Source organism: Pseudomyxococcus flavus (assembly GCF_050038885.1).
In the GTDB taxonomy this organism is placed as follows: Bacteria; Myxococcota; Myxococcia; order Myxococcales; family Myxococcaceae; genus Myxococcus; species Myxococcus flavus.
This window is the reverse complement of record NZ_CP143624.1, coordinates 7697519-7723164: the sequence shown is the minus strand read 5'-3', so window position 1 is coordinate 7723164 and position 25646 is coordinate 7697519. Positions and strand designations below refer to the sequence as shown.

The window sequence follows — 25646 nt, the reverse complement described above, 5'->3', positions numbered from 1 at the left end:
CAGCCCCCTCCCCTCGCGCCGCTGACCGCCGTGCCCGCGGACGCGTGGGGAGGCCCTGCGTGAACCCTACTACGCCTTCGGCTGCGCGGGCGCCGGCGCCTGCTTCGGCGGCCAGTTCTCCAGCTTCATGCCCAGAGACAGGCCCATCTCCGCGAGGATCTCCTTGATCTCCTTCAGGGACTTGCGGCCGAAGTTCTTCGTCTTGAGCATCTCGGCCTCGGTGCGCTGCACGAGGTCGCCGATGGTCTTGATGTTCGCCTGCTGCAGGCAGTTCGCCGAGCGGACCGACAGCTCGAGCTCATCCACCGAGCGGAACAGGTTCTCGTTGAGCTTCGCCTCTTCCTTCGGCGCCTCGGCGACGACGGGCTCCTCCGTCTCGTCGAAGTTCACGAAGACGGTGAGCTGCTCCTTGATGATCTTCGCCGCGTACGCCACCGCGTCCTGGGGCGACACCGAGCCGTCCGTCCAGACCTCGAGCGACAGCTTGTCGTAGTCGGTGACCTGACCGACACGCGCGTTGGTGACCTGGTAGTTCACCTTGCGGATGGGCGAGAACAGCGAGTCGATGGGGATGGTGCCAATCGGCGAGCCCGGAATCTTGTTCGCGGTCGCCGGGGTGTACCCGCGGCCGCGCCGGCACGTCAGCTCCATCCGGAGCTTGCCGCCCTCGGAGATGGTGCAGATGTGGTGACCGGGGTTGAGGATCTCGGTGTCCGGGTCGGTGATGATGTCACCGGCCTTGACCTCCTTGGGGCCCTCCGCCTCGATGCGCAGCGTCTTCGTCTCGTTCGTGTGCATCCGAAGGAGGACTTCCTTCAGGTTCAGCACGACGTCCGTGACGTCCTCGGACACCTCGGGGATGGTGGTGAACTCGTGGTCCACACCCTCGATCTTCACGGAGGTGATGGCGGCGCCCTGCAGCGACGACAGCAGCACCCGGCGCAGCGAGTTGCCCAGCGTCGTACCGAAACCGCGCTCGAGCGGCTCCGCGACGAACTTGCCGTAGGTGGGGGTCGCGCTGTCCTGATCCACCTCCATGCGACGGGGCTTGATCAGGTCACGCCAGTTCTTCGCAACAAACGTATCTGCCATGATGGACTGCTCCTCGAGACGTGCCGCACCACCGACTTACCCACCGGCCTGGCGGGAGGATGCGCACGCGAAGACTGCGACTGCTGGAAAGCAAGACGCCCCGGCCTCGTCGGCCAGGGCGTCCACTGCGACATCCGAAGCGCTTACTTCGAGTAGAGCTCGACGATGAGCTGCTCGGAGATGGGCATTGTCAGGTCCTCACGGTTCGGAACCGTGGTGACCGTGCCCTTGAACGCCTTCTTGTCCAGGGAGATCCACTGCGGAACGCCACGGCGGTCCACCGTCTCCAGAGCCTCGGAGATGCGGAGCACCTTGCGGCTCTTCTCCACCACCTCGACCGCGCTGCCCGGCTTCACGGCGAACGAAGGGATGTTCACCTTGCGGCCGTTGACCTGGAAGTGACCGTGGCGCACCAGCTGGCGCGCCTCGTTGCGCGTGTCCGCGAAGCCCATGCGGAACACCACGTTGTCCAGACGGAGCTCCAGCTGCTGCAGGAGGTTCTCACCCGTCTTGCCCTTGGCGGCGGACGCGCGGTGGTAGTAGCCGCGGAACTGGTTCTCCAGCAGGCCGTACATGCGCTTGACCTTCTGCTTCTCGCGCAGCTGCACGCCGTAGCCGGAGAACTTCACGCGGCCCTGGCCGTGCTGGCCCGGGGGATAGGGGCGACGCTCAATGGCGCACTTGTCCGTGTAGCAACGGTCGCCCTTGAGGTACATCTTCAGGTTTTCGCGCCGGCAGATGCGGCAGGCGCTGGCAGTGTAACGAGCCATTGAGAGGTCCTTAGAGATGATCTGGAGCGTCCCCCACACCAGGGCGTGGGGGATGCCCGGAAGGAGTTAGACGCGGCGACGCTTGGGCTGACGGCACCCGTTGTGCGGGATGGGCGTCACGTCGCGGATGAGGTTGATCTTCAGACCGGCGGCGGCCAGCGCGCGCAGCGCGGACTCGCGGCCCGCACCCGGGCCCTTCACGAACACGGACACGTTCTTCAGGCCGTGCTCCATCGCCTTCGCCGCGGCATCGCCGGCGGCCACCTGGGCCGCGAACGGGGTGGATTTGCGGCTTCCCTTGAAGCCACGCGCCCCGGCGGACGACCAGGAGATCACGTTCCCGGACACGTCCGTGATCGTGATGATGGTGTTGTTGAACGTGGACTGGATGTGGACCACGCCGTTGAGGATGTTCTTCTTGCCCTTGCGCTTGGACTTCTTGGCGGCAGGGGCCTCGCCCTCGGTGCCCGTGGGCGCCGCAGCCGTATTGATCTCGTCAGCCATGTGGATTGCTGCTCCTGGGAGGAGGTGATCGACGCCGGCACCTCACGGCACCGGCGCTGCGTCTACCGACCGGCGGCCGGCTTGGCCCGGACGATGCCCCGCTTCGGACCCTTGCGGGTACGCGCGTTGGTGTGCGTCCGCTGGCCGCGAACAGGCAGGCCCTTACGGTGACGAAGCCCCCGGTAGCAACCCAGGTCCATCAGCCGCTTGATGTTCATGGTGACTTCGCGCCGAAGGTCACCCTCCACCTTGTAGCTGGCCTCGATGATCTCGCGGATCTTGCGGGCCTGCTCCTCGGTAAGGTCCTTGGTCCGGGTCGTGGGATCGATGCCCGCCGCATTGATGATGTCTTGCGCGGACTTGTTGCCGATCCCGTAGATGTACTGGAGCGAGATCACCGCGCGCTTGTTGGGCGGCAGATCGATGCCGGCGATACGAGCCATCTTCGGTCTTCCTTCTTAGGTGGAGTTGGTCTGAAGCCAACGGCCGGCTGGCCGTTAGCCCTGGCGCTGCTTGTGCCGGGGGTTGGAAGCGCAGATGACGCGCACGATACCCTTACGGCGAACAACCTTGCACTTGTCGCAAATCTTCTTGACGGACGCCCGAACCTTCATGGGAGCGAACTTCCTTCCTCAGCTAAAGAAAAGCCCTGCGGGCGTCCCGCCATTCCCCGGCGGGTGCACCCTACTACTTCGCCCGGTACGTGATCCGCCCGCGCGTCAGGTCGTACGGAGACAGTTCGACCTTCACCTTGTCACCCGGGAGGATGCGGATGAAGTGCATCCTCATCTTGCCCGAGATGTGCGCGAGCACCTTGTGGCCGTTGTCCAGCACCACGCGGAACATCGCGTTCGGGAGGGGCTCCATTACGGTCCCCTCGACTTCGATGGAATCATCCTTCGGCAAGCGTCAGACTCTCTTCCCGGACCACGAACCTCTTGGAAGCGCGGCGGCATAGCACTTTGGTCCGCAAGTGGCAAGCGTCGCGCGACTGCAAAACTTGGATTCCTACCAACCCGACATAACAGCGAGCGACTTCACCCGCAGTTGCACTCTATCAAGCCCCGCTGACACCACACGTCCCGCCTCCACGCCCTGGGGGTCTACTGCAGGGTGAACCTGTGTCCTACCCTACCGGGAGTCCAGGAGGCGCAGGCGAGGAGCTCACCATGTCCGCAGGGGGAGCCAGCGGGCTGGCGCTCGCAAGGCCAGCGCCCGCCCCGCCAGGCCCGTGGATCAGGCCTTTCCTGCGGCGGCCTTGATCTCCTCGTAGATGCCCTCGGGCGTCCCCACGCCGTCCACGCTCTTCAGCAGGCCCTTCTTCGCATAGAAGGCCTTCAGCGGGGCCGTCTCCGAGTCGTACTTCTGCAGCCGCTTCTCGATGACCTCCGGCATGTCATCCGGCCGCTGGACCAGGCCCGTGTTGCACTTGTCGCAGTAGCCTGCCCGCTTCGGGGGGCTCTGGTACACGTGGTAGACGCTGCCATCCACCGGGCACACCCGCCGCCCGGAGCCGCGCTCCACGAGCTTCTCGTGGGGCACCTCGAGCGAGATGACGGCGTCGAGCTCCTTGCCCAGGCGGCTCAGCATCTTGTCCAGTGCATCCGCCTGGCCGGGCGTCCGCGGGAAGCCGTCCAGGACAAAGCCCTTGGCGACGTCCGCCTCCTTGAGGCGCTCCTCGACGATGCCGATGACGACGTCATCCGGGACGTACTGGCCAGCGGCCATCAGCGGACCGGCGACCTTGCCCAGCTCCGTTCCCTCCGCAACCGCCTTGCGGAGGATGTCCCCGGTGGAGATCTGGGGAATCTGGAAGTCGGCGAACAGTCGCTTCGCCTGCGTGCCCTTCCCCGCGTTCGGCGGCCCCAAAAGGATCAGGTTCATGTGCTCCTCTCTGCTCCGAAGGAAGGCACGGAAGTCGTAGGACTCAAACCTCCGCGCGCGCTCCGTGTGCACCAGCGAATATCTTGAACGACACCTAGCCTGGAACGACGAGGCGCCCCTCCCCGCGACAGGGAGAGGCGCCTGGTACGCCCGCGCGGAGGCTCAGGCCGCCACGCGCACCCGGCCCCGGATGCGCGGGCCGCGAGGACCGGCGAAGCCCTCGTAGTTACGACTGATGAGGTGGCCCTCGATCTGCTGCACCGTGTCCAGCGCAACGCCCACGACGATGAGCAGCGCCGTGCCGCCGAAGGTGAAGGGCACGCCGAGCAGACCGCTGATGACCGACGGAATCACGCAGATGACGGACAGGTAGATGGCGCCACCGAACGTGAGCCGGTTGAGCACACGCTCAATGAACTCAGCCGTCTGACGGCCAGGACGGATACCCGGAATGTAGCCGCCCTGCTTCTTGATGTTGTCCGCCACATCGTCCGGCCGGAACGTCAGCGCCGTGTAGAAGTAGGCGAAGAAGATGACCATCACGACGAACAGGCCGTTGTAGATCCACAGGTTGCCTTCGATGGCGCGCTGGAAGCCCTGCAGGAACGGGAACCAGGTCCCCAGCGTCGCGGGGAAGGACAGCACCGCGCCGGCGAAGATGGGCGGGATCACGCCCGAGGTGTTCACCTTCATCGGGAAGTACGTCGCCTGGCCCGCGAACATCCGGCGCCCCGCCATCCGCTTCGCATACTGGATGGGGATGCGCCGCATGCCGCGCTCCACGTAGACGACCGCGGCGATGATGACGAGCATGAAGACGACCAGGGCGAGGACCCCGGCCACCGAGATGACCTCGTTCTGGGTCAGGTCCAGCAGCGTCTTGGCGCCCGGGAGCAGGCCCGCCACGATGCCGGCGAAGATGATGAGCGAGATACCGTTGCCGATGCCCCGCTCGGTGATGCGCTCGCCCAGCCACATGATGAACGCGGTGCCCGCCGTGAGGCTGATCACCGTCATGAACGTGAACCAGACGCTGTCGTCGGGGACGACCACCTGGTTGAAGCCACCCTGACCGCCGTCCGAGCGGCCCAGCGTCGCCAGCCACCGGGAGATGCCCACGCCCTGGATGATGGACAGGACGATGGTGCCGTACCGGGTGTACTGGTTGATCTTCTGCCGGCCGCCCGCGCCCTCCTTCTGGAGGCGCTCCAGGCTGGGCACCACGACGGCCAGCAGCTGCATGATGATGGAGGCGCTGACGTACGGCATGATGCCCAGGCCGAAGATGGACATCTGCTCCAGTGCGCCACCGGAGAAGAGGTTGAACAGCGAGACGAGGCCGCCCGATTGCTTCTGGGCGTCCATGAACGCGTTCATCGCCGAACGGTCCACGCCTGGCGTGTTGATGAAGATGCCGATGCGATAGACGGCGAGCAGCGCGAGCGTATACGCGAGCCGACTGCGCAGCTCAGCGATACGGAAGACGTTGGCGAAGGCGTTCAGAGCCACGGGGTAGCCATCCTCTTCGAGAGGGTTCTGCCAGGACGACAAAACGCCCCTGTTCCACGAGCGGGAAAGGGGCGCAGAAGCCTACACAAGCGAAACGACACGCACCACCAGCAAGTGATGCGTGCCTAACACGCTCAGGCCTGGGGCTGCCGAGGAGCCTTCACGCCCTTGCCCGCGTGGGCCTTGGCAGCGGACTCCGGCTTGTGGGCGACCAGAGGAATCTCCTCCACCGCACCGCCCGCCTTCTGGATGGCCGCCTTGGCAGCCTCAGAGGCCTTGTGCACCACCACGGTGACCTTCTTGGTCAGCTCGCCGCGGGCCAGCAGCTTGACGCCGTGGTAGCGCCCCTTCACCAGCCCGACCTTGCGCAGCGTCTCCACGTCCGCCGTGGCGCCCGCGTCGAAGTGCTGCTCGAGGTCCGACAGGTTGATGACCGCGTAGATGGTGCGGTTGGGCGGCGTGAAGCCGAACTTCGGCAGGCGCCGCTGCAGGGGGCTCTGGCCACCCTCGAAGCCTTCGAACCGCATGTTGCCGGTGCGGGCCTTCTGGCCCTTGCCACCCCGGCCGGCCGTCTTGCCAAGACCACTACCCTGGCCGCGGCCCACGCGCTTCTTGCGGTGCCACGAGCGCGCCGGACGCTGCAGTTTGTTCAGAGTGCTCATCGTCTCGATCCTCTCGTGACTCAGGCCTGGTTCTGCTTGGCCTGATACGCGCGCGCCCGCTCACGCAGGGCGACCTTGGCCGGCTTGCGACGCTTGGGCGCCGGCGCCTCGCCAGAAACGGTTTCCAGGGTGACCAGGTGCTTCACCTTGAACCACATGCCGCGAATCGCGGGCGTGTCCTTGAGGATCCGCTCCTCACCGAACTTCTTCAGGCCCAGCCCACGGATGGTGTCCAGCATGTCGCTGGACGCACCCGCAAAGCTCTTCACCAGCTTCACCTTGAGCGCCATGGACTAAGCCCTCTGCTCCCCGGCGAGCTTCGCCGGCTCGACGTCCTTGCCACGGAGGCGCGAGACCTGCTCCGCGCTGCGCAGCAGCTTCAGGCCCGCGACAGTGGCCTTCAGCACGTTGTGCGGGTTCCGCGACCCCTGGCTCTTCGTCAGGATGTTGCGGATACCAGCCGCCTCCAGCACCGCGCGAACCGCGCCGCCGGCGATGACGCCCGTACCCTGGCTGGCCGGCTTCAGCAGCACCCAGCCAGCGCCGAAGTGCCCGAGCACCTCGTGCGGAATCGTGTGACCCACGAGCGGAACGCGGAACAGGTTCTTCTTCGCGTTCTCACCACCCTTGCGGATGGCTTCGGGCACTTCGTTGGCCTTGCCCAGGCCGACGCCCACATGCCCGGCACCGTCCCCCACCACCACGAGGGCGGCGAACGAGAAACGGCGGCCGCCCTTCACGACCTTCGCCACGCGGTTGATGTTCACCACGCGGTCGGTGAGGTCCAGATCGTTCGGATTGATCGGAGTTGCCACTTGGGGGATTCCTTTCTTAGAACTTCAGCCCGGCCTCGCGCGCGGCGTCGGCCACGGCGGCGATGCGCCCGTGATAGGGGAAGCCGTTGCGGTCGAACACCACCGCTTCGACGTTGGCGGCCTTGCACTTCTGCGCAATCAGGGTGCCAACACGCTTCGCATCCGCCTTCTTGTCGCCCTCGTCCTGACCCTTCAGGTCCTTGGACAGCGACGAGGCGAACGCGAGCGTCTTGCCCGTGGTGTCGTCCACCACCTGCGCGTAGATGTGCTTGAGGCTCTTGTAAACGGTGAGCCGCGGCCGCTCCGTCGTTCCCGACAGCTTCTTGCGGATGCGGTTCTTCCTCTTGAGACGGGCGTCGATCTTCGTAGGCATGGCTGCTTCCTTTTCCGTCCGGCGGCGATGCGGCCTTCCGCCGCCGGATGATGCCACCAGGGCCTGAGGACCTGGTGGAGTTTGGAACACTCAGGGAAGGCGGAACGACTAGGTCGTACCCGTCTTGCCCTCCTTGCGGCGGATGCGCTCCTCGGCGTACTTGATGCCCTTGCCCTTGTACGGCTCGGGCGGACGCAGCGAGCGGATGTTCACCGCCGTCGCGCCCAGGACTTCCTTGTCCGACGAGCGCAGCGTCAGGCCCACGGTGGGCAGGCTGTCCTCGGTGCGGGGAGCCTTGTCGACCTCGGCCGTCACGCCCTCGGGCAGGTTGAAGACCACCGGGTGCGAGTAGCCCAGCGCGAAGTGAATGGCCTTGCCCTTCACCTCGGCGCGGAAACCGACGCCGCGGATGTCCAGCTTCTTCTCGAAGCCCGTCGTCACACCCTTCGCGGCGTTCGCGAGGATGGTGCGCGTCAGGCCGTGCTGGCTGCGCGCCTCGCGCGAGTCATCCACGCGCTGCACCGTCACCTGGCCGTCCTTGATCTCGACCTTGACCTTGCCAGGCACCTTCACCGACAGCTTGCCCTTGGGGCCTTCGAAGTTCACCTGCTCGCCGGCGATGACGGCCTTCGTCTTGTCGCCGAGCTTGATCGCCAGTTTTCCAATCCGACTCATGGTTGCCTCGGTCCTCTGTGCCTGGGGGGCGCACCCTCACGGGGCGCCGCTCCCTGGCGGCTGGCTAGTAGACGGTGCAGAGCAGCTCGCCGCCGACCTTCTGCTTGCGGGCCTCGGAATCCACCATGACGCCGCGCGAGGTGGAGAGAATGGAGATACCCAGGCCACCCAGCACCTGAGGAATCTCGCGGACGGTCGCGTAGCGGCGCAGACCCGGCTTCGAGATGCGGCGGATGCCGGTGATGGCGGGCGCGCGGTCCGGGCCGTACTTCAGCTGCACGGAGATCTCCGGGAACACGGTGCGCTTGTTCTGCACGGTGCGCTCGTGAACCACGTACTCGCCGATGTAGCCCTCGTCCTTGAGGACCTTGATGATCTCGAGCTTGAGCTTCGAGTGGGGAATGACGACCTTGTCGTGACGCGCGCGCGAAGCGTTGCGCAGGCGGGTCAGCATGTCGCCGACGGGATCATTGACCGGCATGGAGTACCTTCCGAAGCGAGGCCCCTGTCCGGGCGCCCCGCGTTTGCAGCCACTACGCCTGCCGGGCCCATCCCGGGGGTTCGCAGCGACCGCCACTTCGAACTGCGGACATCAGTGCGGAGGCTTCCGGAGGAGCCACCGCGAGTGCGCCTGGTGGGAGCTTCCGACCAGGCGCCCTGCCCTTCCGACTACCAGGACGACTTGGTGACGCCGGTGATCTCGCCGCGGAGGGCGCGATTGCGGAGGCAGATACGGCACATCTTGAACTTGCGCAGGAACGCGCGCGGCCGGCCACACAGCGGGCAGCGGTTGTACTGGCGCACCGAGAACTTCGGCTTGCGCTTTGCCTGGGCGATCTTGGAGAGCTTGGCCATGTTTCGTCGGGTCCTTGGCTCGAGGGCTTACTGACGGAACGGCATGCCGAAGTGACGCATCAGCGCCAGCCCCTGCTCGTCGTTGACCGCAGTGGTGACGAAGCTGATGTTGAGCCCCTTCACCTTCTCGATCTGGTCGTAGTTGATCTCAGGGAAGATGATCTGCTCCCGCACGCCGAGCGTGTAGTTGCCCTTCCCGTCGAACGCCTTGGGGGACACGCCCTTGAAGTCACGCACGCGCGGCAGCGCCACGGTGATGAGGCGGTCCATGAACTCGTACATGCGGTCGCCGCGCAGCGTCACGGCGGCACCGATGGCCTGCCCCTGGCGCAGCTTGAAGTTCGCGATGGACTTGCGAGCGCGCGTAACGATGGGCTTCTGGCCGGTGATCGCCGCGAGCTGATCCACCGCCGACTCCAGGATCTTGTTGTTGGCGAGCGCCTCGCCCAGACCCATGTTGACGACGATCTTCTCCAGCCGGGGAACCTGCATCGGGTTCTTCAGGTTCAGTTCCTTCAGGAGGGAGGGAACACCTTCCTTGAAGAAACGCACCTTCAGGCGCGCCGGCTTGGACTCGAGGCCCTCCTCGATGTTGGCGGCAAAGCCAACCTTCTTGGCCTCTTCCTTCTTACCGCGCTTCGCCTTCTTTTCCTTCTGCTCGGCCTTCTTCTCGTCAGCCATCGTCCTGTCCTCTGCTTCGGGGCGCCGTCGTGGACCCAGCACGCCCGATCAGTCCTTCGTTTGGAACCTGGAAACACCGCGAGGGCCCCTGTTGCTCCACGGGCCCCCAATGCCTGCACGCCCGCCCTTCCCCACCACCCGGGTGGGAAAAGGGCGCGCATACATGCACCAACGCGGACACCTAGTCAATCAGGGCGTCGCAGTTCTTGCAGAACCGCTTCTTCTTGCCCTCTTCACCCTCGGTACGGATGCCCACCCGGGTCGGCTTGTCGCACTTGGCGCAAACCACCTGCACGTTCGCCAGCGCGATCGTGCCCGGCTTCTCGACGATGCCGCCTTCGGGGCTCTGGGGCGTCTTCTTCAAGTGACGCTTGACCAGGCGCAGGCCCTCGACCGTCACGCGCTCCGCCTCGCGATCGATCTTCAGCACCTTGCCGCGCTTGGTCGCCGGATTCTTCTCGGAGGCCTCGGCCCCGGCCATGACCTGGACCGTGTCTCCCACCTTCAGCTTCTGCATGGCTTCCTCTCTCTGGCTGCTCGCCGTCCGGCCTGCCGTCCTCTCAGAGGACCTCGGGCGCCAGCGAGATGATCTTCATGAACTTGCGGGCGCGGAGCTCACGGGCAACAGGCCCGAAGATACGCGTACCGATGGGCTCCATGTCCTTGTTGATGAGAACCGCGGAGTTGCCGTCGAACTTGATGTAGCTGCCGTCCGGACGACCCACCTCGCGCTTGGTGCGGACGATGACGGCCTTGGCCACGTCACCCTTCTTCACCTTCGAGTTGGGCAGCGCCTCGCGCACCGACACGACAATCACGTCGCCGATGGACGCGTACTTGCGCTTCGAGCCGCCGAGCACCTTGATGCAGAACACCTTCTTCGCGCCCGAGTTGTCCGCCACGTCGAGCACGCTCGTCATCTGAATCATCTGGGAATCTCCTGTCGCCGGTGACCGTCCCGCGCCGCCTCACGGCCACGCGGAAGGGACATGCGTGCTAGACGTTCTTGCTCTTCTCCAGCACCTCGACCACGCGCCAACGCTTGTCCTTCGAAGCGGGCTTGGTCTCGGCGATCCGGACCCGATCACCCTCGTTGATGGTGATCTTCTTGGGGTAGTCGTGGTCCTCCACGTGCGCCTTGTACTTCTCGCGCAGGCTCATGATCTTCCCGTACTTCGGGTGCGGAGCCCGGCGCTGGACGGTGACGACGACCGTCTTCTGCATCTTGTTGGAAGTGACGATCCCCACGCGCGTCTTGGGACGGCCACGGGTGGAAGTCGCGGGAGCCTGCGTCTCGGTCGCTTCAGCCATCTTCTCTCTCACTGTCTCTCATGCACCCGGGCCTTCCTGCCCGGATGGCCGCACGCGCCCCTCACTCACCTGGGCGCGCTTGGAGTCGTGGGGTTCAGCCCTGAGCCTTCGTCTTCTGGGTCAGCACGGTCAGAACCCGCGCCAGGTCCCGTCGGTGCTGGGTGCGCTCGGCCGGGTTGTCCAGCGAACCGGTCCGCCGCTTCAGCTGGTCCTGGAACAGCGTCTCGCGCAGCTCGGCCGCGCGCTGCTTCAGGTCGTCCGCCGACAGTTCCTTCAATTCCTTCGCAGTCGCCATTTCTCTCTCCATGCGAGCGGAAGCCGTCCTGACGACCGGCCCCCGCCGCTCGGTGCCTTAGAGGCTCAGGTCCGCCCGCTTCACGATCTTCGTGAGCACCGGCAGCTTCGCCTGCGCCAGCTTCAGCGCCCCGGTGGCCACCTCCGGCGTCATGCCCTCCATCTCGTAGAGGATGCGGCCGGGCTTCACCACCGCGACGTAGTACTCCACGCCACCCTTACCGGTACCCATACGGGTCTCAGCGGGCTTCTTGGTGATGGGCTTGTCCGGGAAGATACGGATCCAGATCTTGCCGCCACGCTTCACGTGACGCGTCATCGCGATACGGGCCGCCTCGATCTGCCGGGAGGTGATCCACCCAGGCTGGAGGCTCATCAGGCCGTACTCACCGTAGGTCATGTCGCTACCACGGTGGGCACTGCCGGGCGTGCGGCCCTTGTGCATCTTGCGGTACTTCGTACGAGCAGGCTGAAGCATCGTCGCTGTCCTTCGCCGCCCTGCCCCGGACGCTCCCAGAGAGAGCGCCCGGTGCGGGTGGGCTGATTACCGGTTGGAGGGCATGGGGGCCTGGCCGCCCTTGCCCGGGAGGACCTCGCCCTTGCAGACCCAGACCTTGCAGCCGATCTTGCCGTAGGTCGTCTTCGCCTCGGCGAAACCGTAGTCGATGTCCGCGCGCAGGGTGTGCAGGGGCACGCGGCCCTCGCGGTACCACTCGTAGCGCGCCATCTCCGCGCCGCCCAGGCGGCCCGAGCAGGACACGCGGATACCCTTGGCGCCGAACTTCATGGCCGTCTGCAGCGCCTTCTTCATGGCGCGGCGGAAGGCGATGCGGCGCTCGAGCTGCGTGGCGATGTTCTCCGCCACGAGCTGCGCGTCGGTCTCCGCCTTGCGGACCTCGACGATGTTGAGGAAGACCTCGTTCTTCGTGAACTGCTGGAGGTCCTTCTTCACCGTCTCGATGCCCGCGCCACGCTTGCCGATGACGATGCCCGGCCGCGCGGTGTGGACGTTGACCTTGACCTTGTTGGCGGCGCGCTCGATCTCCACCTTGGACACGCCCGCGTGGTTCAGCGACTTCTTCACGAACTCGCGGATGCGGATGTCCTCATGGAGCCACTGCGCGTAGTTCTTGTGCTCGAACCACTTGGAGTCCCAGGTCTTGATGACTCCCAGCCGGAACCCGATCGGATGAACTTTCTGTCCCAACGTGAATCTCCTTGAAGCGTCCGGGCAGGGCCCGACGGGTCCTACTTCTTCGCCTCGGCGAGCACCACGTGGACGTGGGCCGTCTTCTTCTTGATAGGGGTGGCCCGGCCCATGGCGCGCGGCATGAACCGGCGCTGGGTGGGGCCCTGGTCCACGGAGATGGTCTTCACGTAGAGCGTGTCCACGTCGACCTGGCCCTTGGACTTGTCAGTCGCGTTGGCCACGGCGCTCTTGATGAGCTTCTCCACCGGCTTGGCCGCGGCGCGCTTGGTGAACTTCAGGATGTTGAGGGCCGCCTCGACAGGCTTGCCCCGGACGAGCTCCGCAACGGTGGAAATCTTGCGGGGGCTCATGCGCAGGAAACGCAGATGTGCAGTCGACTCCATGGTCTTCTCCTCAGGCTCTCAGGCAATGCGCCAGGCTACTTGCCCGGGGCCTTGGCGACCTTCTTCTCCGCCGAGTGACCGCCGAACGTACGCGTCGGGGCGAACTCGCCGAGCTTGTGGCCAACCATGTTCTCCGTGACGAACACCGGGATGAACTTCTTCCCGTTGTGCACCGCGAAGGTGTGACCCACGAACTCCGGAAGGATGGTGGAGCGGCGGGACCACGTCTTTACGACGGCCTTCTTGTTCGTCTTGATCATGTCCTCGATCTTCTTCACGAGGAAGTCGTCGACGAACGGACCCTTCTTGATCGAACGAGCCATGGAATCCTCTTACTGGCTGCGCGCGCCCTGGCGGCGGCCGGACACGATGAACTTGTCAGTGCGCTTGTTGGTGCGCGTGGTGAGACCCTTGGTCTTCTTGCCCCAAGGCGACACCGGGTGCGGGTTACCCTGACCGGACTTGCCTTCACCACCGCCGTGCGGGTGGTCGACCGGGTTCATCGCCAGACCGCGGACGGTGGGACGGATGCCCAGCCAGCGGCTCTTACCCGCCTTGCCGATACGGATGATTTCGTGCTCGATGTTGCCCACCTGGCCCACGGTGGCGCGGCACTCGATGAGGACCTTGCGGACGGTGCCGGAGGGCATACGCACCTGCGCGTAGCGGTCCTCCTTCGCCATCAGCTGGCCAGACGTGCCGGCGGAGCGGATGACCTGGGCGCCACGGCCCGGCTTCAGCTCCACGTTGTGGATGACCGTACCCACCGGGATGTTCTGCAGCGGCAGGCTGTTGCCAGGCCGGATGTCCGCGGACTCGCCGGCGAACACCGTGTCACCCACGCTCAGACCCACCGGAGCGAGGATGTAGCGCTTCTCGCCGTCCGCGTAGTGCAGCAGCGCGATGTTGGCGGTGCGGTTGGGGTCGTACTCGACGGCCACGACCTTCGCGGGGACGCCATCCTTGTCCCGGCGCTTGAAGTCGATGACGCGGTAGCGGCGCTTGTGGCCGCCGCCCTGGTGCCGGCGGGTGATGTGCCCGTGGACGTTGCGACCACCGGAGCGCTTGAGCGGCTCGGTGAGGCTCTTCTCGGGCGAGTCCTTGGTGATGTCCGCGAAGTCGGACACCGTCATCAGACGGCGGGCGGCGCTAGTCGGCTTGTACTTCTTGATGCCCATGGTGTGTTCCTCAGGCTGGCTCGACGCCGTGGCGTCAGGCCGCCCCTCCCTCGAAGAGTTCGATCGAGTCGCCCTGCTTCAGCGTCACAACCGCCTTCTTGAAGTTGGGCCGCTTGCCGATGCTACGACCCACCCGCTTGATCTTTCCGCGGACGATGTTGGTGTTCACGCCCTCGACGGTGACCTTGAACAGCGTCTCCACCGCGCGGGCCACGTCGTGCTTCGTCGCCTTGCGGTCGACGATGAACGAGTACTGCCGGAACTTCTCGCGGGCCTTGTCCAGCTTCTCGGTGATGAGCGGGCCCTTGATGACGTCGTTCAGATTCATGACAGCGCCCCCTCGAGGGTCTTCGCGGCCGCGGACGTGAGCACGAGGTGCGAGTGCCGGAGAACAGCCTCGAGGTTGAGACCCTCGGGCGGGAGCACGTCGAACTTCGCCAGGTTGCGCACGCTGCGGTGCAGGTTGGTGTTGCCCTTGTCGTCGATCACCAGCGCGTTCTGGAGCTTCAAGCGCTTGGTGAGGACCTCGAAGGCCTGCTTGCTCTTCGGAGCATCCAGGGAGAAGCCATCCAGGATGATGAGCGTCTTCTCCTGGGCCCGCAGGGACAGCGCGGACTTCAGGGCGCCGCGGCGCACCTTACGGGGCGGCCGGTAGAAGTAGTCGCGAGCCTTGGGAGCCATCGCCTTACCGCCGCCCACCCAGTGGGAAGCGCGGATGGAGCCCTGGCGGGCGCGACCGGTGCCCTTCTGCTTCCAGGGCTTCTTGCCGCCGCCGCTGACCAGCGAGGTGTTCTTCACCCCGACCGTGCCGCGGCGCCGGTTGATCTGCTGCATCTTCGCCACCTCGTAGAACAGGTGGGCGTTCGGCTGAGCGCCGAAGACATCGTCGGAGAGCTCGATCTCCGACACCTTCTTCAAATCCAGGTCGACTACGTCAAACTTCGCCATGGCACTTTCCTCGCGGGGGTCGGAGTGAAACCACTCGGACGCCCACCCGCTTCCTAGGACTTGATCTCGACGTCAACGCCAGCCGAAAGATCCAGCTTCATCAGCGCATCCAGCGTCTGCTGCGTGGGCTCGAGGATGTCGAGCAGGCGCTTGTGCGTGCGGATCTCGAACTGCTCACGGCTCTTCTTGTCCACGTGCGGGGACCGCAGCACCGTGAACTTGTTGATGCGCGTGGGAAGGGGGATCGGACCGGCCACCTTCGCGCCCGTGCGCTTGGCCGTCTCGACGATCTCACCCGCGCTCTGGTCCAGGAGCTTCGAGTCGTACGCCTTCAGCCGGATGCGGATCTTCTGTGTCGCCATTCGCAAGAACCTCTTTGAACGGACTCTGCCTCTGCCGCGGGAGGGCGTTACGACCGACGTCCCCTGGATTTCACAGAGCCGTTTCTTCAGAACGAAGGGGCGCGGTGTCTACCATCCCGCCCCAGGGTGTGCAACTGGATTCCCATCAGCTCCCTGAAAATTCCCCAAATGGGAACCCAGGGAGCCGCTGGGGGTCTACGCTACGCGATGATGTCCGACACGACGCCGGCGCCCACCGTGCGGCCGCCTTCGCGAACGGCGAAGCGCAGCTCCTTCTCCATGGCCACCGGGGTAATCAGCTCCACCTCGATGGCGATGTTGTCGCCCGGCATCACCATTTCGACGTTGTCCGGCAGCTTCACCGTGCCCGTCACGTCCGTGGTGCGGAAGTAGAACTGCGGACGGTACCCCTTGAAGAACGGGGTGTGACGGCCGCCCTCCTCCTTCGACAGCACGTAAATCTGCGCCTTGAACTTGGTGTGCGGCGTGATGCTGCCCGGCTTGGCCAGCACCTGGCCGCGCTCCATGTCCTCGCGCTTCAGGCCACGCACCAGCGCGCCGATGTTGTCGCCCGCCATGCCCTGGTCCAGCAGCTTGCGGAACATCTCCACGCCCGTGACGACCGTCTTCTGCGTCGGACGCAGGCCGACGACTTCCACTTCCTCGCCCACCTTGATGACACCGCGCTCCACGCGGCCGGTGGCCACCGTACCGCGGCCCGAGATGGAGAACACGTCCTCCACCGGCATCAGGAAGGGCTTGTCCGTCGCGCGCTGCGGCGTCGGAATGTAGCTGTCCACCGCCTCCATCAGCTTCAGGATGGCCGGCTCGCCGATGTCGCTGGTGTCACCCTCCAGCGCCTTGAGCGCGGAGCCCGGGATGATGGGGATGGTGTCGCCAGGGAACTCGTACTTCTTCAGCAGGTCGCGGACTTCCATCTCCACGAGCTCGCGCAGCTCGGGGTCGTCCAGCATGTCCACCTTGTTCAGGAAGACCACGATGTAGGGAACGCCGACCTGGCGCGCCAGCAGGATGTGCTCACGCGTCTGCGGCATCGGGCCGTCCGCCGCCGACACCACCAGGATGGCGCCGTCCATCTGCGCCGCGCCCGTAATCATGTTCTTCACGTAGTCGGCGTGGCCCGGGCAGTCGACGTGGGCATAGTGCCGGTTCGTCGTCTGGTACTCCACGTGCGCCGTCGAAATGGTGATTCCGCGCTCACGCTCCTCCGGCGCCTTGTCAATCATGTCGTACGCCAGGAACGTGGCGCCGCCCGTCTTCGCCAGCACCTTCGTGATGGCGGCGGTCAGCGACGTCTTGCCGTGGTCCACGTGTCCGATCGTGCCGATGTTCACGTGGGGCTTGTTACGCTCGAACTTCTCCTTGGCCATGGCCTCTCCTCACGGGGTTGCCGGTCCGAAGCCCGGCACGTCTCGACTCGCGGAAAACAACTGCGAAGGTGCTGCGTCCTGCTCCAAAGCTGCCACAACGTCAACTGAAATCGCCCGGCAGGCACCCCGCCGGGCGGAGGGCACTCAGCGGTTGAGCGCCGTCTTCGGCGCGGGCGCGTAGTGACTGAACTGCATGGTGTAGGTCGCCCTTCCCTGGCTGCGGCTGCGCAGGTCGGTCGAGTACCCGAACATGGCCGCCAGCGGGACCTGTGCCTGGATGGCCTGCACGCGGCCAGGCCGGGGATTCATGCCCAGCACCTTCCCGCGACGGCCGTTCAGGTCGCCGATGACGTCGCCCATGAACTCCTCGGGGGTGACGATCTCGCAGTTCATGATGGGCTCGAGCAGCACGGGCGCGGCCGTGCGGACGGCGTCCTTGAACGCCAGCGAACCGGCGATCTTGAACGCCATCTCGCTGGAGTCCACGTCGTGCATGGAGCCGTCGTAGGCCTCCACCTTCACGTCCACCATGGGGTAGCCCGCCACCGGGCCGTTCTGCATGGCCTCGGCGCAGCCGGCCTTCACGGCCTCGACGAACTCCTTGGACACCACGCCGCCCGTCACCTTGTTCTCGAAGGAGAAGCCCTTGCCCGGCTCGTTGGGCGCCACGCGCAGCCAGATGTGGCCGTACTGACCGCGGCCCCCCGTCTGGCGGATGTACTTTCCTTCCATCTCCACCTGCGAGGTGACCGTCTCGCGGTAGGCCACCTGGGGCTTGCCGATGTTCGCGTCGACCTTGAACTCGCGCAGGAGGCGGTCGACGATGATCTCGAGGTGGAGCTCGCCCATGCCGGCGATCAGCGTCTGCCCCGTCTCCTCGTTCGTCTTCACGCGGAAGGACGGGTCCTCCATGGCCAGGCGCTGCAGCGACTGGAGGATCTTGTCCTGGTCCGCCGTCGACTTGGGCTCGATGGCGATGTCGATGACGGGCTCAGGGAACTCCATCCGCTCCAGGATGACGGGGTGCTTGTCGTCGCAGAGCGTGTCACCCGTACCCGCCAGCTTCAGGCCCACCACCGCGCAGATGTCACCGGCGTAGCACTCGGTGATCTCGTCCTTCTTGTCCGCGCGCATCTGCACGAGCCGGCTGACGCGCTCGCGCTTGCCCTTCACCGAGTTCCACACCGCAGAGCCCGCCTCCAGCTTGCCCGAGTACACCCGGAGGAAGGTCAGCGTCTGGGACTGGAACGCGGGGTCGTTCATGATCTTGAACGCCAGCGCGCTGAAGGGCGCGTCGTCCCGCGTCTCGCGCACGGCGTCCTCGCCATTGGGCGTCTTGCCGTGGATGGGGGGGACCTCCAGCGGGCTCGGCAGGTAGTCCACCACCGCGTCCAGCAGCGGCTGCACGCCCTTGTGGCGGAAGGCCGAGCCGCAGAACACCGGGAACAGCTTCAGGCCCACGCAGCCCTTCCGGATGGCGCCCCGGATCTCGTCCTCGGTCAGCTCCACCCCCTCCAGGAACTTCTCCGTGAGCGCGTCGTCCTGCTCGGCCGCGGCCTCGAGCAGCTCGGCGCGGGCGGCCTCGGCGGCCTCCTTGAGCTCCTCGGGGATGTCCGTCTCGTCGTAGCGGCTGCCCTGCTCCGAGTCGTGGAACACCAGGGCCTTCATCTTCAGCAGGTCGATGACGCCGCGGTGCTTTTCCTCCGCGCCCAGCGGCAGCTGCATGCGGACCGCCCGCGCGCCCAGCTTCTCGCGGATGGTGCCCACGGACATCTCGAAGTCCGCGCCCACCCGGTCCATCTTGTTGATGAAACAGATGCGGGGGACCTTGTACTTGTCCGCCTGGCGCCACACCGTCTCGGACTGCGGCTCCACGCCGTTCACCGCGTCGAAGACGGCGATGGCGCCGTCCAGCACACGCAGGCTGCGCTCCACCTCGATGGTGAAGTCCACGTGCCCCGGCGTGTCGATGATGTTCACGCGGTAGCGCTGCTCGCGCCGATTCCAGAAGGCGGAGATGGCGGCGGACGTGATCGTGATGCCGCGCTCGCGCTCCTGCACCATCCAGTCGGTGGTGGTGTTGCCCTCGTGCACCTCGCCCATCCGATGGATGGCGCCGGTGTAGAAGAGGATGCGCTCCGTGGTCGTCGTCTTGCCGGCATCGATGTGCGCCATGATGCCGATGTTGCGGTAGCGCTCGAGGGGGTACTCACGGGCCATGACTCAATACCTCTCCAGGTAGGAAGGGCGGGCCCAAGGCCTCGACACCTGCCGGCCGGACGATTTCAGAGAACCTGCTTCATCTAACAAAACCGCCCGGATGCATCCTCTGCATCCGGGCGGCGACCGCGAAGCCTCGAGGGCCTACCAGCGGTAGTGAGCGAAGGCCTTGTTGGCCTCCGCCATCTTGTGCGTGTCTTCACGCTTCTTCACCGCGTTGCCGCGGTTGTTGGCGGCGTCCATGATCTCGCCGGCCAGCTTCTCCTTCATGGTCTTCTCACCACGCGCCTTGGAGTAGGTGATGATCCAGCGCATGCCGAGCGCCACGCGGCGGTCCTGACGGACCTCGACGGGCACCTGGTAGGTGGCGCCACCGACGCGGCGGCTCTTCACCTCGAGCACCGGCTTGACGTTGTCGAGGGCCTTCTTGAAGGTCTTGAGGGGGTCTTCCTTCGCGCGCTCCTCGATGAGGGCGAAGGCACCGTAGCAAACGCCTTCCGCGATGGACTTCTTGCCCTTCCGCATCAGGTCGTTGACGAACTTGGTGACGAGCCGGTCCTGGAACTTCGGATCCGGAAGAATCTTGCGCTTGGCGACTACGCGACGGCGAGGCATCTCTTCTCTCTTCCCTTACGCCCCACCCTCCTCTTGGGAGAGCACTCACGGGGCTTCACGTACTGCTGGAGGAACTTCTCGAGGACGCTCCCCAGGGTGCGGGGCGAAACGTCCGGACACTTCGATTCAGAAGGTGATCCGCGAGACGACCGAATCAGCTCGGGCGCTTCGCACCGTACTTCGAGCGGCTCTGCTTGCGGCCTGCCACACCCACGGAGTCCAGCGTTCCACGGACGATGTGGTAGCGGACACCCGGGAGGTCCTTCACACGGCCACCGCGAATCATCACCACCGAGTGCTCCTGGAGGTTGTGACCCACGCCGGGGATGTAGGACGTGACCTCGATCCCGTTCGTCAGGCGAACACGGGCCACCTTGCGGAGTGCCGAGTTCGGCTTCTTCGGGGTCGTGGTGTACACGCGCGTGCAGACGCCACGCTTCTGGGGGGACTCCTTGAGCGCGGGGCTCTTGCCCTTGACGACGAGCTTCTCGCGGCCCTTGCGGACCAGCTGGCTAATGGTCGGCACTGATACCTCTTCTTCGGGTTCGTCGCCGCCAGAGACACGAGGCGGCGCATATCTACCTACAAGACTACGGAAAGGCGCGCGAGTATAGGAAGGGGCCTATCCGTGTCAAGCACGGCCTGGCCCTTGCCTACAACCGGCGAGGGCCCCAGGTCCCATTCCCAGCCTCGATGCGCCTGCGCACGGCCGGTTTACAACGGGGCGGTCGTCTACTCCGCGTGCGGCTAGAAGTCGAGGACCATCACCACGGCGTCCTCACCCTCGTCCACGTAGTAGTTCGGACGGATGCCGACCGGGCGGAAGCCGAAGGCACGGTAGAGCTGGAGCGCCGCCTCGTTGCTCTTGCGCACCTCCAGGGTCGCCAGCGTGCAGCGGCGGGCCCGGCCGCGCTCCAGGACCTCTTCCATGACGGCGCGTGCGACGCCCCGGCGCCGGTGCTTGGGGGCGGTGGCCACGTTCAGCACGTGCACCTCATCATGGACGATCCAGAAGATGGCCAGCCCCAGCAGCTCGGGGGGGCCTTCCTCCCGCTCCTCCTCCACGAGGAGGATGGTGGACCACTCGTGTTGCAGCTCCCGCTTGAGCAGGTCCTGGGACCAGGGGTTCTTGAACGCGGCCTGCTCCAGCGCCATGACGGCGGGCAGGTCCTCCGCCATCATCTGCCGGATGGTGTAGCCGTGCCGGGCACCAGGCGCCGGCTCCTCGCGCATCCGCCTCATCGACTTCCCTCCCGGGCAAACGGCGCCACGCGGCGAACCTGCGCCGAGGCCCGCACCTGCGCCAGCTCCTCTGCCGCCAGCGCCCCATACCGCTCCCGAACCAGCTTCTCCCGGATGGTGGCCCGAGCGGCCTCGTAGCCCTCCGGGTACTCCTCCGTGTGCTGCTCGTAGTGCCGCCGGACCTCCGTCTCCCCCACCTGCGCCCGCAGCCGGATGCGGCTGTCCAGGATGCGCTCGGCCCGCAGGCCCCGGGCCAGCACCTGCTCCAGCCCCTGGGCATCGACGTCATGGCGGGCCAGGAACTGCTTCAACGCCGTGGCGCCCCCCAGCGCCGCCTGGAAGGCCGCCAGGCGCGCCTGGACCTCGGCGGGCTCGGCCGGAAACGCCTGGAGCCGGTCCGCATTCAGGACCTGGACCCGCTGATTGATGATGAGCTCCAGGGCGCCCCGGAGCGTGTCCTCGTCGAGCGGGAGGTCCAGGGCCTGGCCGCCTCCTCGCTGGATGAGCGCCACCCGCGCCTCGAAGCGGAGCTCGCTCAGGGTGAGGACCTGGCCCTCGATGATGGCGACCACCCGGTCCGCCACCCTGCCCTCCACGCTGGACGGAGGCGCGGCCGCGGCGCCCGCGGCGGGCATCAGTGAGAGCCAGCCCGCCAACCACAGGGTATCCGCTCCGAGCCAGCGAGGCGGTGACATGGGCTCCCTCATCCTCCGGCGACTTTATACATCTCGCACGGTTCGGACAGTCCGTGCTGGCGCGTGCCTACCGGCTGGTTACGTTCAGACGGGTACACCACGGCGGGAACAAATGGCGGACGACTACTACCAGATCCTCGGCGTCGACCGGTCGGCCTCTGCGGAGGACGTCAAGAAGGCGTACCGCAAGCTGGCACGCAAGTACCATCCGGACGTCAACCCGGGCAACAAGGCCGCCGAGGAGAAGTTCAAGCAGCTCAGCTCCGCGTTCGAGGTGCTGTCGGACCCCAGGAAACGCAAGCTGTACGACGAGTTCGGCCCCGACGCGGAGAAGATTGGTTTCGACGAGAAGAAGGCGGAGGCCTACCGGGCCTACAAAGCCTCAGCCGGGAGCGCGGGCGCGGGGGGCATCCCCTACGGCGCCGAGGGTTTCGACCTGGGCGACCTCTTTGGCGATCTGTTCGGAGGCCGGGGTGGCGGCGCGGGCGCCGCGGGCGGCTTCGACATCGGCGAGATGTTCGGCCGGCGCGCCCGGAGCTCCGGTCCGGAGCGCGGTGAGGACCTCTCCGCCCGCGTCCACCTCAGCCTGGCCGAGGCCGTCTCCGGCACCGAGCGCCAGCTCGCCATCACCCGTCCGGGCCGGTGCGCCACGTGCAGTGGCCGGGGCACGTCGGGCGCGGTGACCACCTGCACCGTCTGCAACGGCACCGGAAGGGCGCGCCGGGCCGGGAGCCTGTTCGGGAGCGCTGGCGCCTGCCCCAACTGCCACGGCACGGGCAAGGCCGCGCCGTCCTGCCCCCAGTGCGGGGGCACGGGCGTCCGTGAGGAGCAGACCCGGCTGACAGTGAAGATCCCCGCCGGCGTCCAGACGGGTTCCAAGGTCCGGCTCGCGGGCCAGGGCGCGGCGGGCACCCGCGGCGGGCCACCGGGCGACCTCTATATCGAGACCGAGGTGGCGGAACACCCGCTGGTGCGCCGCGAGGGCGACGACCTGCACCTCGACCTGCCCGTGACGGTGTCCGAAGCCCTGCTGGGCGCCGACGTGCGCGTGCCCACCTTCCAGGGAGAAGTCACCGTGAAGGTGCTGCCGCATTCCCAATCGGGCCGCCGCATGCGGCTGAAGGGACGCGGCGTCCCCTCGCTCAAGGGCGGGACGCCGGGCGACCTGTACCTCCACCTCCAGGTGAAGGTCCCCGAGGAGACCACCCCCGAAGCCCGGGCCGCCGCGGAGGCCCTTGCCCGGGCGTACCAGGGTGACGTCCGCCGCGAGCTGACGCTCTAACCTCTTGCCTCTTGTCCTGGGCGCCGCACCGTCATAGACGGACGGCGCCCCATCTCTTCACGCCGCCGAACCAAACGGAGCACACGCGAACATGGGCCTCTTTGACTTCTTCACGGGCGGCTCGGGCCCCGAGAAAGCCCTCAAGCTCAAGCCCAAGGTCATTCAGAAGTACGGTGACCCCTCGACCCGGCAGAAGGCCATTCAGCAGCTGGGGGAGATGAAGATCCCCGAGGCCGTCACGGTGCTGCTCAGCCGCTTCACCATCACCGTGGACCCGCTCACCACGGACGCCGACGAGAAGGAGCACACCTTCGAGCTGGTGAAGAGCTTCGGCAAGGACGTCGCCGTACCGCCCATCCTGGAGTTCCTCCGGACCAGCGAGCAGGCCGCGTCGTGGGCACTTCGTCTGCTGGGTGAGCTGACGTCCGAGGAAGAGGTCATCACCGCCTGCGTGGACGCGCTCCAGCACCTGTCGGCCCACTACACGCGCAACCCGGAGAAGAAGGTGGTGCTGCTGCACCATGTGGCCGGGAGCCAGGACCCTCGCATCCCCCCCGTGGTGGTGCCCTTCCTGGAAGACATGTCCGACGACGTGAAGATCGCCGCGCTCAAGGCGCTGGGCGCCTTCAAGTACGAGCCGGCGCGCGAGCCCATGCTGAAGCTGCTCACCGCCGACGAGACGGCTCGCCGGGTGCAGACCTCCGCCCTGAGCGCCCTGGCCGAGGGCGGCTTCTCCGTGGAGGGCTACCAGGAGAAGGTGCAGCCGCTCCTGGTGGAGCCCTACGCCCTGGGCAACGACCAGCGCATCCAGCGCCGGGCCTGAGCCCCGGCTGTCGTCCAGGTGACACGGCCACTGTCCTCCGGAAGGCCCCGGAGGGCGGGGGCCGTTCCCATGCGCGCGGAAGTTGAGCGAGGATTCACCCGTGCGCTCCAAGAAGAAGGCGACGCTGGCGGAAGTCGTACCGCTGCGTCCGATTGCGAAGGCGACGAAGAAGACTCCCAAGAAGCGTGCAGCGAAGCCGGTTCCCCCGGTGGATGCGGATGCCGCCCACCGCGCCCTGCTGGAGATGGCGCGGCACCTGACGGACAACGCGGGGCCCACCGAGGCGCTCCGCTCCCATCTGCAGACGCTCCACACGCTGCTGAAGCCAAAGGTCTGCTACGTGGCGCGCTACTTCCCGTCCCGGGAGCAGCTCCACGTCGAGCACGTGCGGGGCCGCTACGACGACCGCGTGACGGCAGCCGTCCCCGGAGAGGGCGTGGTGGGCAAGGCCTTCTCGCAGAAGGCCCTGCTGCGCGACGGAGACACCATCGCCGTGCCGCTCGAGGGCCCCTCGGGCGTGGGCGGCGTGCTGGTGGTGCTGGGTGCCCGGCGCGAGCCCTCCGACACGCTGCTTCAGTCACTGGCCGCGCAGCTCACGGCCGCCTACGAGGTAGCGCGCCTGCGCGATGACAGCGCGCGACGCAACAAGGACCTGCAAACGGCCATCGCCGGACTCAAGAGTCTGGAGCAGAACCGCGAGGAGCTCCTGGGCAACGTCTCGCACGACCTGAAGAACCCGCTCACCACCATCAAGTCCTACCTGGCGATGATGGGCCGCGAGAAGCTGGGGCCCCTCACGGACGCCCAGCGGCGCGCGGTGCAGATCTGCGACCGGAACTCGGACCGCATGCTGCGCATGGTGAACGACCTGCTGCTCATGTCCCGGCTCCAGTCCGGGAAGATGCAGCTCAACCAGCGGCCCTTCGGGCTCAAGGCGGTGGCCGAGGAAGTGGTCCGTGCACTGGGTGCCCTGGCGGAGCACTGCAAGGTCCGGGTGGTGATTCCCCCCTGCCCCGAAGTCTTCGTCCGCGGCGACCGCGAGCGCATCGCCGAGGCCATCCACAACCTCGTGGAGAACGGCATCCACCACAGCGAGGCCGACGACACCGTCGAGGTGCGCGTGTCCTCCGAGGACGGGCTGGCCATGCTGACCGTGAAGGACAGCGGGCCGGGCATGTCCAGCGAGGCGCTGGAGCACGTGTTCGACGCCTTCTACCGCGCCACCCCCGGCATGCCCCGGCCCCCCGGCGCGGGGCTGGGACTGCCGTTGGTGGGGAAGATTGTCGCCCTTCACGGCGGACGGATGGAGAGCGCCAGCGTGCTCGGCGAGGGCAGCACCTTCCAGATGGTGCTCCCGATGTTCGCCGGAGCCGTCAGCGCGCCGGAGATGGCGCAGGCGGCCCCCAAGTCCGGCGGCATCCTGCTGGTGGAGGACGACGCCGACTGCCGCGAGGTGCTCCAGCAGGTGCTGGAGCAGGAGGGCTACCGGGTGATGGCCACCTCGGGCGCCTCGGAGGCCCGGTCCATCCTCTCCCACATCCGGCCGGCCATGGTCCTGCTCGACCTGCGGCTGAGCGAAGAGGACGGGCAGTCGGTGCTCCGCTTCATCCGTGGCAACGCGTCGCTGGCGGACATCGTCGTGTACATCATCTCCGGAGCCAGCGAGGTGGCCTCCCTCACCTCGGGCCAGGGGTTGGAGCGCATTGACGGCTTCTTCGAAAAGCCTCTCAACCTGCCCAAGCTGCTGGACACCGTGTCCGCGGTGGTCCGGCCCAGCCGCCGGGCCCCCGCCGTTCCCTGAGTGGCGGATTCGCTACGGGAGCGCACAAGAGGTGGCCGGAAGCCACCTCGGTTTGTCTAGTATCCGCGCGG

The 25646-nt window shown here is 66.5% G+C and carries 37 protein-coding genes; 3 read left to right on the top strand and 34 right to left on the bottom strand.

Annotated elements, in window-relative coordinates; all coding sequences use genetic code 11:
• Window positions 1-69: 69 nt before the first annotated feature.
• From VZL07_RS32390 to VZL07_RS32225, 34 genes are all read right to left on the bottom strand, one after another.
• A complete protein-coding gene (locus VZL07_RS32390) occupies window positions 70-1092 on the bottom strand; it encodes a DNA-directed RNA polymerase subunit alpha (RefSeq protein ID WP_426751809.1) in 1023 nt (340 codons plus the stop codon).
• Window positions 1093-1235: 143 nt separating this feature from the next.
• Complete coding sequence (rpsD, locus tag VZL07_RS32385; RefSeq protein ID WP_426751808.1) at window positions 1236-1862, bottom strand: 30S ribosomal protein S4; 627 nt, start codon at window positions 1860-1862, stop codon at window positions 1236-1238.
• A 66-nt stretch (window positions 1863-1928) separates the two neighbouring features.
• Window positions 1929-2366 (bottom strand): 30S ribosomal protein S11, encoded by a 438-nt coding sequence (gene rpsK / locus VZL07_RS32380; RefSeq protein ID WP_426751807.1) that lies wholly within the window; start codon window positions 2364-2366, stop codon window positions 1929-1931.
• Between the two features lie 62 nt (window positions 2367-2428).
• Entirely contained in the window at window positions 2429-2809 is a 381-nt protein-coding gene (gene rpsM / locus VZL07_RS32375; RefSeq protein WP_426751806.1) for a 30S ribosomal protein S13, read from the bottom strand.
• A gap of 54 nt (window positions 2810-2863) precedes the next feature.
• Window positions 2864-2980, bottom strand: coding sequence for a 50S ribosomal protein L36 (gene rpmJ / locus VZL07_RS32370; protein WP_002633586.1), 117 nt, complete (start codon window positions 2978-2980; stop codon window positions 2864-2866).
• A 73-nt stretch (window positions 2981-3053) separates the two neighbouring features.
• Complete coding sequence (gene infA, locus VZL07_RS32365; RefSeq protein ID WP_002614803.1) at window positions 3054-3272, bottom strand: translation initiation factor IF-1; 219 nt, start codon at window positions 3270-3272, stop codon at window positions 3054-3056.
• A gap of 330 nt (window positions 3273-3602) precedes the next feature.
• Window positions 3603-4250: an adenylate kinase gene (locus tag VZL07_RS32360; protein ID WP_426751805.1), complete on the bottom strand. Its 648-nt coding sequence runs from the start codon at window positions 4248-4250 to the stop codon at window positions 3603-3605.
• A 162-nt stretch (window positions 4251-4412) separates the two neighbouring features.
• Window positions 4413-5759 carry a preprotein translocase subunit SecY gene (secY, locus tag VZL07_RS32355; RefSeq protein ID WP_426751804.1) on the bottom strand — a complete coding sequence of 449 codons (1347 nt, stop codon included), beginning with the start codon at window positions 5757-5759 and terminating at the stop codon, window positions 4413-4415.
• A 134-nt stretch (window positions 5760-5893) separates the two neighbouring features.
• Window positions 5894-6421, bottom strand: a complete 528-nt coding sequence (gene rplO, locus VZL07_RS32350) for a 50S ribosomal protein L15 (RefSeq protein ID WP_426751803.1) — start codon at window positions 6419-6421, stop codon at window positions 5894-5896.
• 20 nt (window positions 6422-6441) lie between these two features.
• The gene (rpmD, locus tag VZL07_RS32345; RefSeq protein ID WP_426751802.1) at window positions 6442-6711 is read right to left on the bottom strand and encodes a 50S ribosomal protein L30; all 270 of its coding nucleotides are present in this window, start codon (window positions 6709-6711) and stop codon (window positions 6442-6444) included.
• Between the two features lie 3 nt (window positions 6712-6714).
• Complete coding sequence (gene rpsE, locus VZL07_RS32340; protein ID WP_002633591.1) at window positions 6715-7236, bottom strand: 30S ribosomal protein S5; 522 nt, start codon at window positions 7234-7236, stop codon at window positions 6715-6717.
• Window positions 7237-7252: 16 nt separating this feature from the next.
• Window positions 7253-7609 carry a 50S ribosomal protein L18 gene (gene rplR / locus VZL07_RS32335; protein WP_426751801.1) on the bottom strand — a complete coding sequence of 119 codons (357 nt, stop codon included), beginning with the start codon at window positions 7607-7609 and terminating at the stop codon, window positions 7253-7255.
• Between the two features lie 108 nt (window positions 7610-7717).
• Window positions 7718-8284, bottom strand: a complete 567-nt coding sequence (rplF, locus tag VZL07_RS32330) for a 50S ribosomal protein L6 (RefSeq protein ID WP_426751800.1) — start codon at window positions 8282-8284, stop codon at window positions 7718-7720.
• A gap of 64 nt (window positions 8285-8348) precedes the next feature.
• On the bottom strand, window positions 8349-8765 hold the full coding sequence (rpsH, locus tag VZL07_RS32325; protein ID WP_426751799.1) for a 30S ribosomal protein S8: 417 nt from the start codon (window positions 8763-8765) through the stop codon (window positions 8349-8351).
• A 188-nt stretch (window positions 8766-8953) separates the two neighbouring features.
• Complete coding sequence (locus VZL07_RS32320) at window positions 8954-9139, bottom strand: type Z 30S ribosomal protein S14 (RefSeq protein ID WP_002633595.1); 186 nt, start codon at window positions 9137-9139, stop codon at window positions 8954-8956.
• A 27-nt stretch (window positions 9140-9166) separates the two neighbouring features.
• Entirely contained in the window at window positions 9167-9820 is a 654-nt protein-coding gene (rplE, locus tag VZL07_RS32315) for a 50S ribosomal protein L5 (protein ID WP_426751798.1), read from the bottom strand.
• A gap of 181 nt (window positions 9821-10001) precedes the next feature.
• Window positions 10002-10337 carry a 50S ribosomal protein L24 gene (rplX, locus tag VZL07_RS32310; protein WP_426751797.1) on the bottom strand — a complete coding sequence of 112 codons (336 nt, stop codon included), beginning with the start codon at window positions 10335-10337 and terminating at the stop codon, window positions 10002-10004.
• Window positions 10338-10380: 43 nt separating this feature from the next.
• Window positions 10381-10749 (bottom strand): 50S ribosomal protein L14, encoded by a 369-nt coding sequence (rplN, locus tag VZL07_RS32305; RefSeq protein ID WP_002633598.1) that lies wholly within the window; start codon window positions 10747-10749, stop codon window positions 10381-10383.
• Between the two features lie 67 nt (window positions 10750-10816).
• Window positions 10817-11143: a 30S ribosomal protein S17 gene (gene rpsQ / locus VZL07_RS32300; protein ID WP_426751796.1), complete on the bottom strand. Its 327-nt coding sequence runs from the start codon at window positions 11141-11143 to the stop codon at window positions 10817-10819.
• Window positions 11144-11225: 82 nt separating this feature from the next.
• Window positions 11226-11438 carry a 50S ribosomal protein L29 gene (gene rpmC / locus VZL07_RS32295; protein ID WP_426751795.1) on the bottom strand — a complete coding sequence of 71 codons (213 nt, stop codon included), beginning with the start codon at window positions 11436-11438 and terminating at the stop codon, window positions 11226-11228.
• Between the two features lie 45 nt (window positions 11439-11483).
• The gene (gene rplP, locus VZL07_RS32290) at window positions 11484-11903 is read right to left on the bottom strand and encodes a 50S ribosomal protein L16 (protein ID WP_426751794.1); all 420 of its coding nucleotides are present in this window, start codon (window positions 11901-11903) and stop codon (window positions 11484-11486) included.
• Window positions 11904-11969: 66 nt separating this feature from the next.
• Entirely contained in the window at window positions 11970-12632 is a 663-nt protein-coding gene (gene rpsC / locus VZL07_RS32285) for a 30S ribosomal protein S3 (RefSeq protein ID WP_426751793.1), read from the bottom strand.
• A 41-nt stretch (window positions 12633-12673) separates the two neighbouring features.
• Complete coding sequence (rplV, locus tag VZL07_RS32280) at window positions 12674-13018, bottom strand: 50S ribosomal protein L22 (RefSeq protein WP_013939877.1); 345 nt, start codon at window positions 13016-13018, stop codon at window positions 12674-12676.
• Window positions 13019-13053: 35 nt separating this feature from the next.
• Window positions 13054-13341 (bottom strand): 30S ribosomal protein S19, encoded by a 288-nt coding sequence (gene rpsS / locus VZL07_RS32275; RefSeq protein ID WP_002633604.1) that lies wholly within the window; start codon window positions 13339-13341, stop codon window positions 13054-13056.
• 9 nt (window positions 13342-13350) lie between these two features.
• Window positions 13351-14196 carry a 50S ribosomal protein L2 gene (rplB, locus tag VZL07_RS32270; RefSeq protein ID WP_426751792.1) on the bottom strand — a complete coding sequence of 282 codons (846 nt, stop codon included), beginning with the start codon at window positions 14194-14196 and terminating at the stop codon, window positions 13351-13353.
• Window positions 14197-14230: 34 nt separating this feature from the next.
• Window positions 14231-14524: a 50S ribosomal protein L23 gene (locus VZL07_RS32265; RefSeq protein WP_002633606.1), complete on the bottom strand. Its 294-nt coding sequence runs from the start codon at window positions 14522-14524 to the stop codon at window positions 14231-14233.
• Window positions 14521-15144, bottom strand: a complete 624-nt coding sequence (gene rplD / locus VZL07_RS32260; RefSeq protein ID WP_426751791.1) for a 50S ribosomal protein L4 — start codon at window positions 15142-15144, stop codon at window positions 14521-14523. The genes VZL07_RS32265 and rplD overlap by 4 nt, the downstream gene beginning before the upstream one ends.
• 53 nt (window positions 15145-15197) lie before the next feature.
• Complete coding sequence (rpsJ, locus tag VZL07_RS32255) at window positions 15198-15506, bottom strand: 30S ribosomal protein S10 (RefSeq protein WP_002633608.1); 309 nt, start codon at window positions 15504-15506, stop codon at window positions 15198-15200.
• A 200-nt stretch (window positions 15507-15706) separates the two neighbouring features.
• Window positions 15707-16897: an elongation factor Tu gene (gene tuf, locus VZL07_RS32250; RefSeq protein ID WP_426751448.1), complete on the bottom strand. Its 1191-nt coding sequence runs from the start codon at window positions 16895-16897 to the stop codon at window positions 15707-15709.
• Window positions 16898-17041: 144 nt separating this feature from the next.
• Complete coding sequence (fusA, locus tag VZL07_RS32245; protein WP_426751790.1) at window positions 17042-19117, bottom strand: elongation factor G; 2076 nt, start codon at window positions 19115-19117, stop codon at window positions 17042-17044.
• A gap of 144 nt (window positions 19118-19261) precedes the next feature.
• Complete coding sequence (gene rpsG, locus VZL07_RS32240; RefSeq protein WP_426751789.1) at window positions 19262-19732, bottom strand: 30S ribosomal protein S7; 471 nt, start codon at window positions 19730-19732, stop codon at window positions 19262-19264.
• Between the two features lie 154 nt (window positions 19733-19886).
• Complete coding sequence (gene rpsL / locus VZL07_RS32235; protein ID WP_002637381.1) at window positions 19887-20258, bottom strand: 30S ribosomal protein S12; 372 nt, start codon at window positions 20256-20258, stop codon at window positions 19887-19889.
• A gap of 221 nt (window positions 20259-20479) precedes the next feature.
• Window positions 20480-20974, bottom strand: a complete 495-nt coding sequence (gene rimI / locus VZL07_RS32230; protein ID WP_426751788.1) for a ribosomal protein S18-alanine N-acetyltransferase — start codon at window positions 20972-20974, stop codon at window positions 20480-20482.
• Window positions 20971-21669 carry a hypothetical protein gene (locus tag VZL07_RS32225; RefSeq protein ID WP_426751787.1) on the bottom strand — a complete coding sequence of 233 codons (699 nt, stop codon included), beginning with the start codon at window positions 21667-21669 and terminating at the stop codon, window positions 20971-20973. The genes rimI and VZL07_RS32225 overlap by 4 nt, the downstream gene beginning before the upstream one ends.
• Window positions 21670-21781: 112 nt before the next feature.
• On the opposite strand from VZL07_RS32225, the gene VZL07_RS32220 reads away from it, so the two are divergent.
• The 3 genes from VZL07_RS32220 (at window position 21782) to VZL07_RS32210 (ending at window position 25575) form a co-directional block, all read left to right on the top strand.
• Window positions 21782-22951: a DnaJ C-terminal domain-containing protein gene (locus VZL07_RS32220; protein WP_426751786.1), complete on the top strand. Its 1170-nt coding sequence runs from the start codon at window positions 21782-21784 to the stop codon at window positions 22949-22951.
• 91 nt (window positions 22952-23042) lie between these two features.
• Window positions 23043-23774, top strand: a complete 732-nt coding sequence (locus VZL07_RS32215; RefSeq protein ID WP_426751785.1) for a HEAT repeat domain-containing protein — start codon at window positions 23043-23045, stop codon at window positions 23772-23774.
• 100 nt (window positions 23775-23874) lie between these two features.
• Window positions 23875-25575, top strand: a complete 1701-nt coding sequence (locus VZL07_RS32210) for an ATP-binding response regulator (RefSeq protein WP_426751784.1) — start codon at window positions 23875-23877, stop codon at window positions 25573-25575.
• Window positions 25576-25646: the final 71 nt, after the last annotated feature.